This window comes from Streptomyces sp. NPDC028722, from assembly GCF_040637655.1.
Classification (GTDB): Bacteria; Actinomycetota; Actinomycetes; order Streptomycetales; family Streptomycetaceae; genus Streptomyces.
The window spans coordinates 175728-190791 of sequence record NZ_JBEZWU010000015.1; the positions used below are offsets into that span (position 1 = coordinate 175728).

At 71.7% G+C, this 15064-nt stretch carries 14 protein-coding genes; 7 read left to right on the top strand and 7 right to left on the bottom strand.

Annotation, left to right across the window (positions count from 1 at the left end; all coding sequences use genetic code 11):
* Positions 1–726: 726 nt before the first annotated feature.
* A complete protein-coding gene (locus tag AB0F03_RS23255; protein ID WP_361995106.1) occupies positions 727–3345 on the top strand; it encodes an FHA domain-containing protein in 2619 nt (872 codons plus the stop codon).
* An 86-nt stretch (positions 3346–3431) separates the two neighbouring features.
* On the opposite strand, the gene AB0F03_RS23260 is transcribed toward AB0F03_RS23255, so the two are convergent.
* The 3 genes from AB0F03_RS23260 to AB0F03_RS23270 form a co-directional block, all read right to left on the bottom strand.
* Complete coding sequence (locus AB0F03_RS23260; RefSeq protein ID WP_361995108.1) at positions 3432–4208, bottom strand: transglycosylase SLT domain-containing protein; 777 nt, start codon at positions 4206–4208, stop codon at positions 3432–3434.
* 338 nt (positions 4209–4546) lie between these two features.
* Positions 4547–5626, bottom strand: coding sequence for an S-adenosylmethionine:tRNA ribosyltransferase-isomerase (locus AB0F03_RS23265; RefSeq protein ID WP_361995110.1), 1080 nt, complete (start codon positions 5624–5626; stop codon positions 4547–4549).
* Positions 5623–6321: an SDR family NAD(P)-dependent oxidoreductase gene (locus tag AB0F03_RS23270; protein ID WP_361995112.1), complete on the bottom strand. Its 699-nt coding sequence runs from the start codon at positions 6319–6321 to the stop codon at positions 5623–5625. Before AB0F03_RS23270 ends, AB0F03_RS23265 begins: the two co-directional genes overlap by 4 nt.
* A 237-nt stretch (positions 6322–6558) precedes the next feature.
* Between AB0F03_RS23270 and AB0F03_RS23275 the strand changes: the two genes are divergently transcribed.
* Both AB0F03_RS23275 and AB0F03_RS23280 read left to right on the top strand, forming a co-directional pair.
* Positions 6559–7725: a GAF domain-containing sensor histidine kinase gene (locus AB0F03_RS23275; protein ID WP_361995114.1), complete on the top strand. Its 1167-nt coding sequence runs from the start codon at positions 6559–6561 to the stop codon at positions 7723–7725.
* A complete protein-coding gene (locus AB0F03_RS23280) occupies positions 7718–8359 on the top strand; it encodes a response regulator transcription factor (protein ID WP_361995116.1) in 642 nt (213 codons plus the stop codon). Before AB0F03_RS23275 ends, AB0F03_RS23280 begins: the two co-directional genes overlap by 8 nt.
* A gap of 47 nt (positions 8360–8406) precedes the next feature.
* Here AB0F03_RS23280 and AB0F03_RS23285 read toward each other — a convergent pair whose 3' ends face one another.
* Positions 8407–9195 carry a hypothetical protein gene (locus tag AB0F03_RS23285; RefSeq protein ID WP_361995118.1) on the bottom strand — a complete coding sequence of 263 codons (789 nt, stop codon included), beginning with the start codon at positions 9193–9195 and terminating at the stop codon, positions 8407–8409.
* A gap of 152 nt (positions 9196–9347) precedes the next feature.
* Between AB0F03_RS23285 and AB0F03_RS23290 the strand changes: the two genes are divergently transcribed.
* The 3 genes from AB0F03_RS23290 to AB0F03_RS23300 all read left to right on the top strand — a co-directional run bounded on the left by AB0F03_RS23290 (position 9348) and on the right by AB0F03_RS23300 (position 11755).
* Positions 9348–10145, top strand: coding sequence for an ABC transporter ATP-binding protein (locus AB0F03_RS23290; RefSeq protein WP_356823314.1), 798 nt, complete (start codon positions 9348–9350; stop codon positions 10143–10145).
* 71 nt (positions 10146–10216) lie between these two features.
* Positions 10217–10648, top strand: a complete 432-nt coding sequence (locus AB0F03_RS23295; RefSeq protein ID WP_361995120.1) for an NfeD family protein — start codon at positions 10217–10219, stop codon at positions 10646–10648.
* Positions 10649–10771: 123 nt separating this feature from the next.
* Positions 10772–11755, top strand: a complete 984-nt coding sequence (locus AB0F03_RS23300; protein WP_361995122.1) for an SPFH domain-containing protein — start codon at positions 10772–10774, stop codon at positions 11753–11755.
* A gap of 83 nt (positions 11756–11838) precedes the next feature.
* Here AB0F03_RS23300 and AB0F03_RS23305 read toward each other — a convergent pair whose 3' ends face one another.
* The 3 genes from AB0F03_RS23305 to AB0F03_RS23315 all read right to left on the bottom strand — a co-directional run bounded on the left by AB0F03_RS23305 (position 11839) and on the right by AB0F03_RS23315 (position 13878).
* Positions 11839–12345, bottom strand: coding sequence for an HNH endonuclease (locus AB0F03_RS23305; RefSeq protein ID WP_361995124.1), 507 nt, complete (start codon positions 12343–12345; stop codon positions 11839–11841).
* A gap of 166 nt (positions 12346–12511) precedes the next feature.
* Entirely contained in the window at positions 12512–13051 is a 540-nt protein-coding gene (locus AB0F03_RS23310; protein WP_361995126.1) for a YbhB/YbcL family Raf kinase inhibitor-like protein, read from the bottom strand.
* 44 nt (positions 13052–13095) lie between these two features.
* Complete coding sequence (locus AB0F03_RS23315) at positions 13096–13878, bottom strand: sporulation protein (RefSeq protein ID WP_361995128.1); 783 nt, start codon at positions 13876–13878, stop codon at positions 13096–13098.
* A gap of 100 nt (positions 13879–13978) precedes the next feature.
* On the opposite strand from AB0F03_RS23315, the gene AB0F03_RS23320 reads away from it, so the two are divergent.
* Positions 13979–14629 (top strand): DNA-3-methyladenine glycosylase, encoded by a 651-nt coding sequence (locus tag AB0F03_RS23320; RefSeq protein WP_361995130.1) that lies wholly within the window; start codon positions 13979–13981, stop codon positions 14627–14629.
* Positions 14630–15064: the final 435 nt, after the last annotated feature.

A 15064-nucleotide genomic window follows, 5' to 3' on the forward strand; every position in this document is an offset into this window, starting at 1 on the left:
TCCGGCACGCCGTGCCTTCTGCCGCCGAGGTCCGCCTGACGGACAGGGAACAACAGGTGCAGGGCCGGTGTCGACCAGCTTGCCGCCGGAAGCCGGCGCCGCCCTGCGCGGTACCGGTCCGGTTCCCTCACGAGGATCCCACGGGCGGCACGGGACGGCAGACCCGGGCGATGATCACCGCGCCGCTTCATGGCCTCCGGCGGCGAGCGCAGGCGGTGGCTCGTCGCCCCGCGTGCCCGCCGGACACTCGCCCGGACGTGCGGGGCCTTCGCACCCCGAGGACCAGGACCAGGACCGGCACGAGGACCAGGACCGGGACCGGGAGCAGGTACACGAGGAGAAGTAGGAGCGGGTCCGGGGTCCGTACCACCATGCCCCCAGGGGCGGGGAGTTCCGCCGGTGCGGCCACAACTTTCCCCGCCGCAGGGGCCGTAGCAAGAACCACGACAGGGGCAGGGCACCGGGCCGGGCTCGTCCCGAGTGGCGTGATCCCGACGCAGAAGTGGGCCACCCCCCGAGTGGGGCCGGGACGCCCCCCCGGTGCCGCAACTGCCCCCGCCTGGGCCCGGGGCCGGATCGGAGGTGAGCCGAAGCGCGCGCCGACACCCTTGGCAAGGCCCGGATTTCGGTCAGGGGGCCGAGCCTGAAATAGTTCCCCACGATGTTCGACATCCCTAGACTCCCCGCGACGGGGGCAATTCGGGGGACAACTCAGTGGGGCATGGAGTGCCGGAACTCGTACTCGAAACAAACGGACGCACCTGGACGCTCGATCCGTCCAGGACCTACACCCTCGGACGCGATCCGCAGGGAGACATCGTCTTCGACGACGCCAGGGTGTCCTGGCGGCATGCCACGGTCAGTTTCGACGGCCGCGGCTGGGCCATCGAGGACCATGGCAGCACCAACGGCACGTGGGTGCAGGGCCGGCGGATCCAGCACATGGAGATCGCCCCCGGCGCGTCGCTGCACCTGGGCAACGCGACCGACGGTCCGCGGCTGAACCTGTCCGCCGCCGTCGCGCCGGCCGGCGACCCGGCCCAGCAGCCGCAGTCGGCGCCCTACGCGGCGGCCGGCGCGCCCGGCTGGTCCCAGCAGGCACCCGCCCACCAGCAGCCCGACCCGCACGCGCAGCCCGACCCGCACCGGACGCCCGCGCACCAGGCACCCGTGCCGCACCAGGCGTCCGCGCACCCGCAGGCTCCCGGGCAGGAGTGGCAGCAGGCGCCCGCGTTCCCGCAGCAGCAGGGCGGGCCCGCCGAGCAGTACGCGCAGAAGACGCCCGGTGGTGGCGCGGGGGCGCCGCCGGTCCACGGTGACCGCAGCCCGACCACGTTCCACCAGTTCTCCCTCGGCCGCGTGATGCGTATCGGCCGTGCCCTGGAGAACGACCTGGTCGTCTCCGACCTCCAGGTCTCCCGCAACCACGCGGAGTTCCACGCCACACCCGACGGCCGCTTCGAGATCCGTGACCTCGGCTCGCACAACGGCACGTACGTCAACGGCCAGCCGATCGCCAAGGGCGGCAGCGCGCTGCTCGGCCCGACCGACATCGTCGGTGTCGGCCACTCGGCGTTCCGCATCGTCGGTGACCGCCTCGAGGAGTTCGTCGACACCGGCGCGGTCTCCTTCTCCGCGCGCCACCTGACCGTCACGGTCGACGGCGGCAAGCAGATCCTCAAGGACGTCTCCTTCGGTGTCCCGGAGAAGTCGCTGGTCGCGGTGATCGGCCCTTCCGGCTCCGGCAAGTCGACCCTGCTCAAGGCGCTCACCGGCTACCGGCCCGCCAACCAGGGCGAGGTCCTCTACGACAACCGGAACCTGTACAAGCAGTTCGCCGAGCTGCGCCAGCGCATCGGTCTGGTCCCGCAGGACGACATCCTGCACAAGGAGCTGACCGTCAGGAAGGCCCTGAAGTACGCGGCCAAGCTGCGCTTCCCGGCCGACACCACCGCGCAGGAGCGCAACGCCCGCATCGACGAGGTGCTGCGCGAGCTGAAGCTCGACATCCACAAGGACAAGAAGGTCACCTCGCTCTCCGGTGGCCAGCGCAAGCGGGTGTCGGTGGCCCTGGAGCTGCTCACCAAGCCGTCGCTGATCTTCCTGGACGAGCCGACCTCCGGTCTCGACCCGGGCATGGACCGCGACGTCATGCAGCTGCTGCGCGGCCTCGCCGACGACGGCCGCACGGTCCTCGTCGTCACCCACTCCGTGGCCGAGCTGGCACTGTGCGACAAGCTGCTGGTGATGGCGCCGGGCGGCGCGGTCGCCTACTTCGGTCCGCCGGAGGAGGCGCTGAACTTCTTCGGCTACGACAGCTGGGCCGACGTCTTCTCCGCCTTCGAGAACTACCGCGACTACGACTGGGCTGGCCGCTGGAAGGGCTCGCAGCACTACCAGATGTACGCGGCGGACCTCGACTCGGTCGCCCCGCAGACCGCGCCCGTGCCGGTGCCCCAGGCCGTCAGACCGCCCAAGCCGCAGGGCTGGGGCTCGCAGCTGATGACCCTGATCCGGCGCTATGTGTCGGTCATCGTCTCCGACAAGGGCTTCCTGGCGCTGACGGTGATCCTCCCGGCGGTCCTCGGCGCGGTCAGCCTGCTGATCGCCCACGACCGCGGCCTGCTGGTCAACGAGACGATCAACCCGAGGACGGGTACGCACGTCCCGAACGGCACCGCCACCACCGTCCTGCTGATCCTCGCCGTCGGCGCGTGCTTCGCGGGCGCCGCGAACTCGGTCCGTGAGCTGATCAAGGAACGGGTGATCTACGAGCGGGAGCGCGCGACGGGTCTGTCCCGTTCGGCGTACCTGATGTCGAAGGTGGTCGTGCTCGGCGCCGTCACCGTGCTCCAGGGCCTGATGGTCGGTGTCATCGGCTTCGCCAGCCGGGAGATCCCCGCGAGGGGGCTCGTCCTCGGCGGCTCGACGCTGCTGGAGCTGTGCCTGCCGATCATGGCGCTGGGCTTCACCTCGATGATGGTCGGCCTGGTGATCTCCTCGCTGGTGAAGACCGCCGAGAAGACCATGCCGCTGCTCGTCATGTTCGCGATCATCCAGGTCGTCTTCACCGGCTGCCTGTTCGCGCTGCACGGCACGCTCGGCGTCAACGAGTTCTCGTACCTGATGCCGTCGCGCTGGGCGGTGGCCGCGGCCGGCGCCACGCTGGACTTCAACAACATCGCCCCGAACACCGACGACCCGGGCAGCACCGACCCGCTGTGGGACCACACGGCCGGGGCCTGGGGCCTGGACATGGTCGCGCTGATCGCGCTCGGGGTGGCCTGCGGCTTCTTCGTGGCCCGCTTCCTGCGCCGCCACGAGCCGGAGGTCATGCGCAAGTAACCGCGCGCCCGTACGACACCGAAGGGCGGCGCCCCCGCAGTGGGGGTGCCGCCCTTCGGCGTCGTCACCGAGGTCCGCGCCGGCCCTCAGTACGCGCTGTTGACGTTGTCGATCGAGCCGTACTTGTCCGCCGCGTAGTTGGCGGCGGCGGTGATGTTGGCGACCGGGTCGTAGATGTTCCAGGACGTGCCGGAGACGTGGTACGCGGTGAAGGTCGGCGGGATGACCTGGAGCAGACCCTTGGACGGGATGCCGTTGACGGCGTTCACGTCCCAGTTGTTGATGGCCTTGGGGTTGCCGGAGGACTCCCGCAGGATGTTGCGGTGCAGCCCGTTGTAGGAGCCCGGGATGCCCTTGGTCCTCATGATGTCCAGGGCCTGCCGGATCCAGCCGTCGAGGTTGTTGGCGTACGTCTTCGCGGCGACCGGCTGCATCTGCGGGCGCTGCGCGGAACGGTCGGCCGCCTGACGGGCGGCGTGCTCCTGCACGGCCTTCCGGGCGGCGGCGGCTTCCGCGGTCTTCTTCTGCGCGGCGGCCTCGGCGGCCCTCTTCTGCGCGGCGGCGTCGGCGGCCTGCTTCGCGGCGGCCGCGTCCACGGCCTTCTTCTGGGCCGCGTACGCGTCGAGCTTGACGTTGGTGCCGGCCAGCTGGTCGGTGACCGTGCCCTTCACGTTCTTCAGGGTGGTGCCGGCCGCGACCTGCGCGGTCGTGGCGGGGGCGCCGGTGGTGACGGTCCCGGCGCTGCTGGGGACGGCCGAGAAGGCGAGAGCGGCGGTACCGAGCGCGGCGACACCGGAAAGGACGATTCCGTGCTGCTTCGTCAGGGTACGACTGCGAGCACGGCCGAGAATGTTCTTGGGCATGGCTGGTGGACCTCTTCGATAGCGCGGAGGCCGCTCTGCGTCCGCCGGGGGAATCGGCTCCTCCCGCACGAACGCCGCGGGCGGAACCCGCGGCGCTGAGCGACGGAAGCAATTCTTAGCTGGCGCAAAATCCCCAGGCAAAGGTGTGACGTACGATCCCAGGTAGTGGATCAGGGAGGGGCAAAACGGGACAGACAGGGCCGTCTGTCCCGTTCATGCGGGCCGGTTCGTCTCCTATGCCCCTTCGTACGTGATGCAGGCCCTATGTGCGGGCTCACACCCCGCTCCGCGCACTCTCACGATGCGTTGCCGCCGCAACGCTGTGGGTGAGGGCCCTCCTACGGGAGGAGGAGATGGACGTCGCCGAACTCGTGCCACAGGTAGAGCCCGCGCAGCGCCTCCTCGTAGGCACGGTCCACCGCCGCCCGCCCGGCGACGGCCTCCAGCATCAGCAGATGCGAGGCCTCCGGCTCGTGCAGCCCGGTCAGCAGCCCGTCCACCACCTGTACCCCGCGTGCGGGCGTCACCACCAGTTCCGTCCACCCCCCGGCGGCCCGCACCTCCCCGTCCGGCCCCACCGCCGACTCCACGGCCCGCACGGCCGTCGTCCCCACCGCGATCACCCGGCCTCCCGCCGCCCGTACGGCGGTGATCAGCCGGGCCGACGCCGCCGGCACCGCGAACCGTTCCGGATACGGCGGCTCGTGCGCCTCCGCCGACGACACCCCCGTGTGCAGGACGACCGGCGCGAACAGCACCCCCCGGCTCACCAGCTCCGCCACCAGCCGTGCGGTGAAGGGCCGGGCCGCGCTCGGCATCTCCGCACTGCCCGACCCGTCCGGTGACGCAAGCGCGAACACCGTCTGGTACGCGGACAGCGGCTGATCCCGCCGGGTGTAGGAGTACCGGATGGGCCGCCCGTGCTCCCACAGCACCTCCCGTACGTCCGCCCCGGCCGCCCGCGCCCACCACAGCCGCTCCCCGCGCGCGGCGAGCGGCTCCTCCAGCACCAGCCGGCCCCCGCCCGGCAACGCCACCTCCGTACCCGCCGGAGCGGGCGCACGCGCGCGCGTGGTGCCGTGTCCGTCCGGTTCCCGCAGCTCCACCGCCCACCGCCCGTCGTCCCCCCGGGTGGAGAAGTGCACCACCACGCGCGCGTCCCCGGCCCGCCCGTCCACGGCGGCGGCCAGCGTCGGCGAGGTGTTCACCACCAGCAGGTCACCGGCCCGCAGCAGCTCCGGCAGCTCACGGAAGGTGCGATGCGCCACCCGCGTCCCGCGCGAGACCAGCAGCCGTACGGCGTCCCGGCCGAGCCCCGGCCCGCGCAGCTCGGCCGGCACCCGCGCGGACAGCTCCTCGGGAACCTTCCCCCGCCCCCGGACCGCCCCCACCGGGGGAACCCCCGCCCCCGCGGTCACCGCTCCTCCCGCAGCCCGGCCGCGGTGTACCGGCCGCTCGCCGGACGCCGGTCCAGCAGCCGCAGGAAGACCGGTGCGATCTCCTCCGGCGCCGGCAGCCCCGACAGATCCTCGTCCGGCTCGGCCGCGGCGAGCATGTCCGTGCGCATCCCGCCCGGATCCACCCACCACACCCGCAGCCCCGGCTCCTCCACCGCGAGCACGGCGGACAGCCGGTCCAGCGCCGCCTTCGTCGCCCCGTACGCGCCCCACGCGCGGTAGGCCTCCACCGCCGCGTCCGAACTGACACCGATCACGGCACCCGCGGGCGCCTCCCGGAGCAGCGCCAGCGCCTCCTGCACCAGCCCCAGCGGGGCCACCAGGTTGGTCTCCAGGGCGGCACGGAAACCGTCCAGCGGCTGGCCGGCGAGCGGCACCAGCGGCTCGGCGCCCAGGACCCCGGCGTTGTTCACCACCAGGTCCAGCCCGCCCAGCCCGCGCGCCGCCGCCACCAGCTCCGCCCGGTGCCCCGCATCCGTGACGTCCCCGGGCAGCGCCCGGACCCGGGTGCCGTGACCGGCGACGGCCTCAGCCGCCGCCGCCAGGGCGTCCGCGCCCCGGGCGTCGAGCACCAGATCCCAGCCGCGCGCGGCCAGCGCCCCGGCCAGCGCCCGCCCCAGCCCCTTCGAGGCCCCCGTGATGATCGCTACCGGCATGACTACCGTCCCCTCGTCCCACCGCCCCCGCGGGCGGTGCGATCACCGTAGGAACGGCGTCCCCCGTACCGCCTCGGACGCGGGCCGCAGAGCCCGGGGTCCCTTCGGCCTACACCCCGAGCCGCCCGCCCCGCGCCCCCGGCCGTAGGCCTACGACGCAGGTCCTACGCCCAGCGGACCGGGCCCCGCCCGCCGGGACCGATCCGCGCTGTCACACCCCGCCGGTACCGTGAGCACATGAGCCAAGGCCCCCGGTCCGGCCTCGCCGCGGTGAGTTCCGCGCTGCTGGCCATGAGCAGGCACCTGGAGGTGCGTGACGTCCTCAAGACGATCGTCGCCTCCGCCCGCGAACTGCTCGACGCGCAGTACGCCGCCCTGGGCGTCCCCGACGACCACGGCGGCTTCGCCCAGTTCGTCGTGGACGGCGTCAGCGACGAACAGTGGCGCGCCATCGGCCCGCTCCCGCGCCAGCACGGCATCCTCGCCGCGATGCTCCGCGAGGCGAAGGCCGAGCGCCTCGCCGACGTGCGCAAGGACCCCCGCTTCGAGGGCTGGCCGGCCGCCCACCCCGACCTGGCCGACTTCCTGGGCCTGCCCATCCGCGACGGCGACGAGGTCATCGGCGCGCTCTTCCTCGCCAACAAGCTGTGCGCTCCGCAAGGACACCACCGCCCCGGGCCCGAGGGCGGATGCGGCTTCACCGAGGAGGACGAGGAACTGCTCGGCATCCTCGCCCAGCACGCCGCCATCGCCCTGACCAACGCCCGCCTCTACGAGCGCAGCCGCGAACTGACCATCGCCGAGGAACGCTCCCGGCTCGCCCACGAACTGCACGACGCGGTCAGCCAGAAACTCTTCTCCCTGCGCCTGACCGCCCAGGCCGCCGCCGCGCTCGTCGACCGCGACCCCGCCCGCGCCAAGGACGAACTGCACCAGGTCGCGGCCCTGGCCGCCGAGGCCGCCGACGAACTGCGCGCCGCCGTCGTGGAGCTGCGGCCCGCCGCCCTGGACGAGGACGGCCTGGTCGCCACCCTGCGCACCCAGATCCAGGTCCTCGACCGCGCCCACACCGCGCGCGTGACCTTCACCGGCAACGGCTTCCGCGCCCTGCCCGCCGCCCAGGAGGAGGCCCTGCTCCGGGTCGCCCAGGAGGCACTGCACAACGCCCTGCGCCACTCCGGCGCCGCCCACGTCGACGTCAGCGTGCGGCGGCGCGGCTGCGGAGCGGTCCTGCGCGTCACCGACGACGGCGACGGCTTCGACCCCACGGCGGTCCGCCGCGCCGGACGCCACCTCGGCCTCGTCTCGATGCGGGACCGGGCGAGCGGCGCCGGTGGCACGCTGACCGTGGAATCGGCGCCCGGAAAGGGCACCACGATCGAGATGGAGGTCCCCGGTGGGTGAACCGATCAAGGTGCTCCTCGTCGACGACCACCAGGTCGTCCGCCGGGGCCTGCGCACCTTCCTGGAGGTCCAGGACGACATCGAGGTCGTCGGTGAGGCCGCCGACGGCGCCGAGGGAGTCGCCCGCGCCGAGGAGCTGCGGCCCGACGTCGTCCTGATGGACATCAAGATGCCGGGCACGGACGGCATCGACGCCCTGCGCCGGCTGCGCGAACTCGACAACCCCGCGCGCGTGCTCATCGTCACCAGCTTCACCGAGCAGCGCACGGTCGTCCCGGCGCTGCGCGCGGGCGCCGCCGGGTACGTCTACAAGGACGTGGACCCCGACGCCCTCGCCGGCGCCATCCGCTCCGTGCACGCCGGACACATCCTGCTCCAGCCGGAGGTCGCCGGCGCCCTGCTCTCACAGGAGGAGACCGGCACCGGTCACGGCAGGGGCAGCACGCTGACCGAGCGGGAGCGCGAGGTGCTCGGCCTGATCGCGGACGGCCGCTCCAACCGCGAGATAGCCCGCGCCCTCGTCCTGTCCGAGAAGACCGTCAAGACGCACGTCTCCAACATCCTCATGAAGCTCGACCTCGCCGACCGCACCCAGGCCGCGCTGTGGGCCGTACGCCACGGCATGGCCGGCTGAGACGACCCGGCCAGGACCTCACCCCCCGCAGGCCCGCCGGCCGGCGCTCACCGCACCCCCCGCTCCCGCTCCTCCACCACCGCGTTGTACGCCGCCACCTGCGCCCGCCGAGCCGTCCGCTCCACCGGCCGCAGCGCCTCGGCGCGCGCCGCCATCTCGGCGGAGCTGACCGCGCCCCCGTGCCCGTGGTCGTACGCCAGCGACACCAGCAGCCCCACCCGCTGCGCCAGCTCCAGCACCCGCACCGCACGCGGCGGATACCCCGGCGCCAGCACCTCCCGGCCGCGCTCGGCCCGCGCCCGGTAGGCGCCGATCGCCGCCTCCGCCACCGGACCCGACCCGGCGACGTCCAGCCCGGACAGCACCTCGGTCGCCTCCCGCAGCGCCTCCGCCAGCTCCCGCTCGGCCTCGCCCAGCGACGGCACGTCCGCGGGCGGCGCCTCCCGCACCGGCAGCACCTGCCACACCACCTCCACGTGCACATCACCCTCGGGCCCCGCCTCGGACACCTCGGGCACCAGCCCGGCCGCCGCGCCGTGACAGACCACCGCCTCCCCGGCCTCCAGCGCCCGCGCGTTGAACTCGACGGGCCCGCTCAGCCCCAGCGGATGCCCCGGCGCGGGCAGTGCCACCCGCAGCCCGGTCACCCCCAGCGCGCGCAGCCGTCCCAGCGCCAGCGTCAGCCCGACCGGCACGGACTCACCGGGCAGCCCCTCCACCCGGTGCACCGCGTCCTCGCCCACGATGGCGAGCACGGCGTCGTCCGGAGAGACAACTCCGGCCAGAAGGGCGTTTCCCCAAGCGGCAAGGCGTCCTGAACGCGGTTCCGAGAGCATGCCCTCCACCCTAAGGACCGGACCGATGGAATGGTGCGGGACGCTCGTGGCGTAGATTTCATAAGGGCTGCGCCCGCGGGCGTGGCGGACCCGAGCCACAGGCGTACGCGACAGCCGAGACCGGCGACACTGCAAGGGGAGACAACACGCTCATGAGCGATGTTCTGGAGCTTCAGGACGTATCCGTGGTCCGGGAGGGCCGGGCTCTGGTGGACCAGGTCTCCTGGTCGGTGAAGGAGGGCGAGCGCTGGGTCATCCTCGGTCCCAACGGCGCCGGCAAGACCACCCTTCTCAACGTCGCCTCCAGCTACCTCTACCCCAGCAAGGGCACCGCCACCATCCTCGGCGAGACCCTCGGCAAGCCCGGCACCGACGTCTTCGAACTGCGCCCCCGCATCGGCATGGCCGGCATCGCCATGGCGGAGAAGCTCCCCAAGCGCCAGACGGTCCTCCAGACGGTCCTCACCGCCGCCTACGGCATGACCGCCGGCTGGCAGGAGGAGTACGAGGCCGTCGACGAGCAGCGCGCCCGCGCCTTCCTCGACCGCCTCGGCATGAGCGACTACCTGGACCGCAGGTTCGGCACCCTCTCCGAGGGCGAGCGCAAGCGCACCCTGATCGCCCGCGCCCTGATGACCGACCCCGAGCTGCTCCTGCTCGACGAGCCCGCCGCCGGCCTCGACCTCGGTGGCCGCGAGGACCTCGTCCGCCGCCTCGGCCGGCTCGCCCGTGACCCCATCGCCCCCTCGATGATCATGGTCACGCACCACGTCGAAGAGATCGCCCCCGGCTTCACCCACGTTCTCATGATCCGTCAGGGCAAGGTCCTCGCCGCCGGCCCGATCGAGCTGGAACTGTCCTCCCGCAACCTCTCCCTCTGCTTCGGCCTTCCGCTTGTCGTGGAGCAGGTCGGCGAGCGCTGGACCGCCCAGGGCCTGCCCCTGTCCTGACCCGCCCCCGAGCCGGTCCCGTTCCCGTTCGCGCCCTGTCCGCCGCCCGGTCGCGGTCCTACCATGACCGTGTGAACGACATCGGCGCATGGGTGTGGTGGCTCGTCGGCGCGGCGGCGCTCGGAATCCCGCTCGTCGTCACCGCCATGCCCGAGTTCGGCATGCTCGCGGTGGGAGCAGTCGCGGCGGCGGTCGTCTCCGCCCTCGGCTTCGACGCGGTCATCCAGGTCCTCACGTTCGTCGCCGTCTCCGTAGCCCTCATCGCGGTCGTCCGCCCCATCGCGGCCCGGCACGGCAGACAGCGCCCCCAACTCGCCACGGGGATCGACGCGTTGAAGGGCAGACAGGCCGTGGTACTGGAGCGGGTCGACGGCTCCGGCGGCCGTATCAAGCTCGCCGGCGAGATCTGGTCGGCCCGCGCGCTCGACACCGCCCGCGCCTACGAAGTGGGCCAGGAGGTGGACGTCGTGGACATCGAAGGGGCCACCGCGGTCGTCATCTGAGAACAACTCACCGAGAACGACTCACGAGTTGCGCGACGGTCTGTCAGACTCGACCAGCAAGATCCTCAACAGCCATGAGAGCTGCCTCAGGCGCCGAAGCGGAGAAGGGTACGGGGAGCGACGTTGGAACCCGTCATCATCGTCCTGGTCATTCTGGTGGTGTTGGTCTTCATCGCCCTGATCAAGACGATCCAAGTCATCCCACAGGCCAGCGCCGCCATCGTCGAGCGCTTCGGCCGCTACACGCGGACGCTGAACGCGGGCCTCAACATCGTGGTCCCGTTCATAGACACCATCCGCAACCGCATCGACCTGCGTGAACAGGTCGTCCCGTTCCCGCCCCAGCCGGTGATCACCCAGGACAACCTGGTCGTGAACATCGACACGGTCATCTACTACCAGGTCACCGACGCCCGGGCCGCCACCTACGAGGTCGCCAGCTACATCCAGGCGATCGAGCAGCTCACCGTCACCACGCTGCGCAACATCATCGGCGGCATGGACCTCGAGCGCACCCTGACCTCCCGCGAGGAGATCAACGCGGCCCTGCGCGGCGTCCTCGACGAGGCCACCGGCAAATGGGGCATCCGCGTCAACCGCGTCGAGCTGAAGGCCATCGAACCGCCCACCTCCATCCAGGACTCGATGGAGAAGCAGATGCGCGCCGACCGTGACAAGCGCGCCGCCATCCTCACCGCGGAAGGCACGCGCCAGGCCGCCATCCTCACCGCGGAGGGCGAGAAGCAGTCCCAGATCCTGCGCGCCGAGGGCGAGGCCAAGGCAGCCGCCCTGCGCGCGGAGGGCGAGGCCCAGGCCGTCCGCACGGTCTTCGAGGCCATCCACGCCGGCGACCCGGACCAGAAACTCCTGTCCTACCAGTACCTCCAGATGCTCCCCAAGATCGCCGAAGGCGACGCCAACAAGCTCTGGATCGTGCCCAGCGAGATCGGCGACGCCCTCAAGGGCCTCTCCGGCGCGATGGGCAACTTCGGTCCCTTCGGCGGCGGTTCGGGCAACGGCGGCAACGGCGGCAACGGCGGCAACACGGTCCCGCCCCAGAACACCGGCACGGCCACCGAACGCCGCGAGAAGCCGACCATCGACTGAGCGGCGTTCTCCGGCGTTCCGACCGCCGCGGCGGCACCTCCACTCACGGGGTGTCGCCGCTTTCCTTTGCCGTCCCGGTGCGCCTAGGCCGCGTCCCGGCCCAGCCACTCGGGGAGCGCGTCGAAGTCCTCCCGGCCCAGGGTCAGGAGCATCGCGTCCGCCGGCGTCGGCTCGAAAGGTTCCCGCAGCAACGCCATCCCGGCCTCCTCCGGAGTCCGGTTCGCCTTGCGGTGGTTGTCCTCCGCGCACGCGGCCACCGTGTTCAGCCACGTGTCCTGTCCACCCCGCGACCGCGGCAGCACGTGGTCCACGGTCGTCGCCCGGTGCCCGCAGTACGCGCAGCGGTGCCGGTCCCGGACCAGCACACCCCGCCGCGACCACGGAGCTTGTCTTCGGAACGGCACCCTTACGTACCGGCACAGCCTGATCACCCGGGGCGCGGGTATGTCCACATCCGCGCCCCGCATACGCAGTTCGGAGTGGGCCTGCTCGACGACGGCCTTGTCCTGGAGCACCAGGACAACGGCCCGGTTCAGAGTCACCGTCGACAGCGGCTCGAAGCTCGCGTTCAGAACCAGCGTGTCACGCATCCAGCCCACCTCCCATGTGCGCCGGCCCACCCCCCGGCGGGCTCGGACCAACTCTGGACGGGCGCGCCGAGATGGACAACGCAATAAAAACTGCCCGCCTCCGGTCACTTCCAAGACCGGAGACGGGCAAAACTTCCATGAACGCCGGACGGCGCCGGGGGTGCGGTCAGTCCTCGGCGGGGTTCTCGTACTCACCGATGAGCTGGGCGCGCGCGAGCGCGTGGAACCGCAGGTTGAATCCGACGACGGCCGGTGAGGCGTCCGCGTCCGGACCCAGCTTCTCCCGGTCCACCGCGTACACCGTGAACACGTACCGGTGCGGGCCGTCCCCGGGCGGCGGAGCGGCACCGCCGAAGTCCTTCGTCCCGTAGTCGTTCCGCGCGTGGACGGCGCCCTCGGGCAGCCCCTCGAACTTCCCGCCGCCCGCACCCGCCGGCAGTTCCGTCACCGAGGCCGGGATGTCGAACAGGACCCAGTGCCAGAACCCGCTGCCCGTCGGCGCGTCGGGGTCGTAACAGGTCACGGCGAAGCTCTTGGTCTCCGGCGGAAAGCCCTCCCAGCGCAGCTGCGGCGAGGTGTTCCCCTCCGCCTGGACATGGGCGCTCTTCAGCGTCGCACCCTCCTCGACGTCCTCGCTCGTCACCGTGAACGACGGCACGGGCGGATGGAAGTCGTGGGGGAGCGGCCGCCGCTTCAGCTCGGTCACCTCGGTACCCTCCTGGTCGATGACTGGAATCAGCGCTTCCGAGCCTAGAACCAGTTGCGCTTGCTGCCGACCTCGGACAGCCACTGGTTGAGGTAAGCCGCCCAGTCGGTCCCCTGCCAGTCGTCCAGACCCACCTGGAACGACCGGAAGGTGTCCGAACCCTCGCTGAACAGACCCGGCTTCTTGTCCATCTCCAGGACGACGTCCATCGCGTACTCGTCGGCCACGAAGCTCAGCTCCACCTGGTTCAGGCCCCGGTACTGCGACGGCGGGTAGAACTCGATCTCCTGGTAGAACGGCAGCTTCTGCCGGGTGCCCCGGATGTGGCCGCGCTCCATGTCCGCACTCTTGAAGCGGAAGCCCAGCTGGATGAAGGCGTCCAGGATCGCCTTCTGCGCCGGCAGCGGGTGCACGTTGATCGGGTCCAGGTCACCGGAGTCCACGGCCCGCGCGATCGCCAGCTCGGTGCTCACCCCGATGTGCATGCCGCGCAGCGACTGCCCGTCGATCATCGTGACCGGCGTCTCCCAGGGGATCTCCAGCCCGAACGGCACCGCGTGCACGGCCCCCGCCGCCAGCTCGAAGGCACCCCCGAGCCGCACCTTGGTGAACTCGATGTCCTGCTTGTACTCCTGGTCGCCGCTCTCCACCTCGACCTTGGCCTGGAGACCCACGGACAGCCCCTCGACGGCCTGGTTCACCGACCCGCCCTGGATCCGCACCTCACCCTGGACGACACCACCCGGAACGACGTTGACCTCGGTCAGCACCGTCTCGACCGAGGCCCCGCCGGCCCCGAGGCTCGCGAGCAGCTTCTTGAACGCCATGACTCTCCCTTTGTGACTGGACCCTCGACCCCTACGAACGCGATCCGGCGCCGGCCGGTTCCGCCGGTGCGGTGCTCCGTCTGGGCTACCCTCGGAGAGCATGATCGCGCCCCCGGACCGTACGCCACTGCCCCGCACCTTCTTCGACCGCCCGGTGCTGGAGGTCGCACCGGACCTCCTCGGCCGCATCCTGGTCCGGACGACACCCGACGGCCCGATCGCCCTCCGCCTCACCGAGGTCGAGGCGTACGACGGCCCGAACGACCCGGGCTCCCACGCCTACCGCGGGCGCACCGCCCGCAACGCGGTGATGTTCGGCCCGCCCGGACACGTGTACGTCTACTTCACCTACGGCATGTGGCACTGCATGAACCTCGTCTGCGGACCCGAGGGCCGGGCGAGCGCGGTCCTGCTCCGCGCGGGCGAGGTGGTGGAGGGGGCCGAGCTGGCCCGCAAGCGGCGCGTCTCGGCCCGGAACGACAAGGAACTGGCCAAGGGGCCGGCCCGGCTGGCCACCGCCCTCGAGGTCGACCGCGCCCTGGACGGCACGGACGCGTGCGCCTCGGGAGAGACGCCACTGAGGATGCTGACCGGCACGCCCGTCCCCGCCGGCCAGGTACGCAGCGGCCCCCGGACGGGAGTCTCCGGCGAGGGCGGGAACGGGGAGCGCCATCCCTGGCGGTACTGGGTGGCGGACGACCCGACGGTGAGCCCCTACCGGGCGCACGCGCCGCGACAGCGACGGAGTTGACGCGGCCCGCAGAGATGCGTAATGTGGCCCGAGCCGCTGAACCGGGTACGGCGATCTGCCAGCAGCCGGAGCGGCCAACCAACCTCCACTCAGCCACACCCCCTCAGCGGGGTCGATTCCGACGCGCCCGCGCGTCCGAATTCGAACTCGCGGGCTCGATTATGAGCCGCCGAGGGAATCGGCTAAAGTAGTGGATGTCGAAAGGCCGGAGGCGAAAGCCGAAAGCCCGGAGATAAAGCCCGCCGGCCGGGAATCGGACACCGAAAGGGTCTGATAGAGTCGGAACCGCCGAAAAGGGAAACGCGGAAGCGGGAACCTGGAAAGCACCGAGGAAATCGGATCGAGAAAAGATCTGATAGAGTCGGAAACGCAAGACCGAAGGGAAGCGCCCGGAGGAAAGCCCGAGAGGGTGAGTACAAAGGAAGCGACCGTTCC

Coding starts and splice junctions, on each gene's coding strand:
- AB0F03_RS23260 (WP_361995108.1), bottom strand. CDS start 4,208: ATGCCCAAGAACATTCTCGGCCGTGCTCGCAGTCGTACCCTGACGAAG.
- AB0F03_RS23270 (WP_361995112.1), bottom strand. CDS start 6,321: ATGCCGGTAGCGATCATCACGGGGGCCTCGAAGGGGCTGGGGCGGGCG.
- AB0F03_RS23275 (WP_361995114.1), top strand. CDS start 6,559: ATGAGCCAAGGCCCCCGGTCCGGCCTCGCCGCGGTGAGTTCCGCGCTG.
- AB0F03_RS23285 (WP_361995118.1), bottom strand. CDS start 9,195: ATGCTCTCGGAACCGCGTTCAGGACGCCTTGCCGCTTGGGGAAACGCC.
- AB0F03_RS23290 (WP_356823314.1), top strand. CDS start 9,348: ATGAGCGATGTTCTGGAGCTTCAGGACGTATCCGTGGTCCGGGAGGGC.
- AB0F03_RS23305 (WP_361995124.1), bottom strand. CDS start 12,345: ATGCGTGACACGCTGGTTCTGAACGCGAGCTTCGAGCCGCTGTCGACG.
- AB0F03_RS23315 (WP_361995128.1), bottom strand. CDS start 13,878: ATGGCGTTCAAGAAGCTGCTCGCGAGCCTCGGGGCCGGCGGGGCCTCG.
- AB0F03_RS23320 (WP_361995130.1), top strand. CDS start 13,979: ATGATCGCGCCCCCGGACCGTACGCCACTGCCCCGCACCTTCTTCGAC.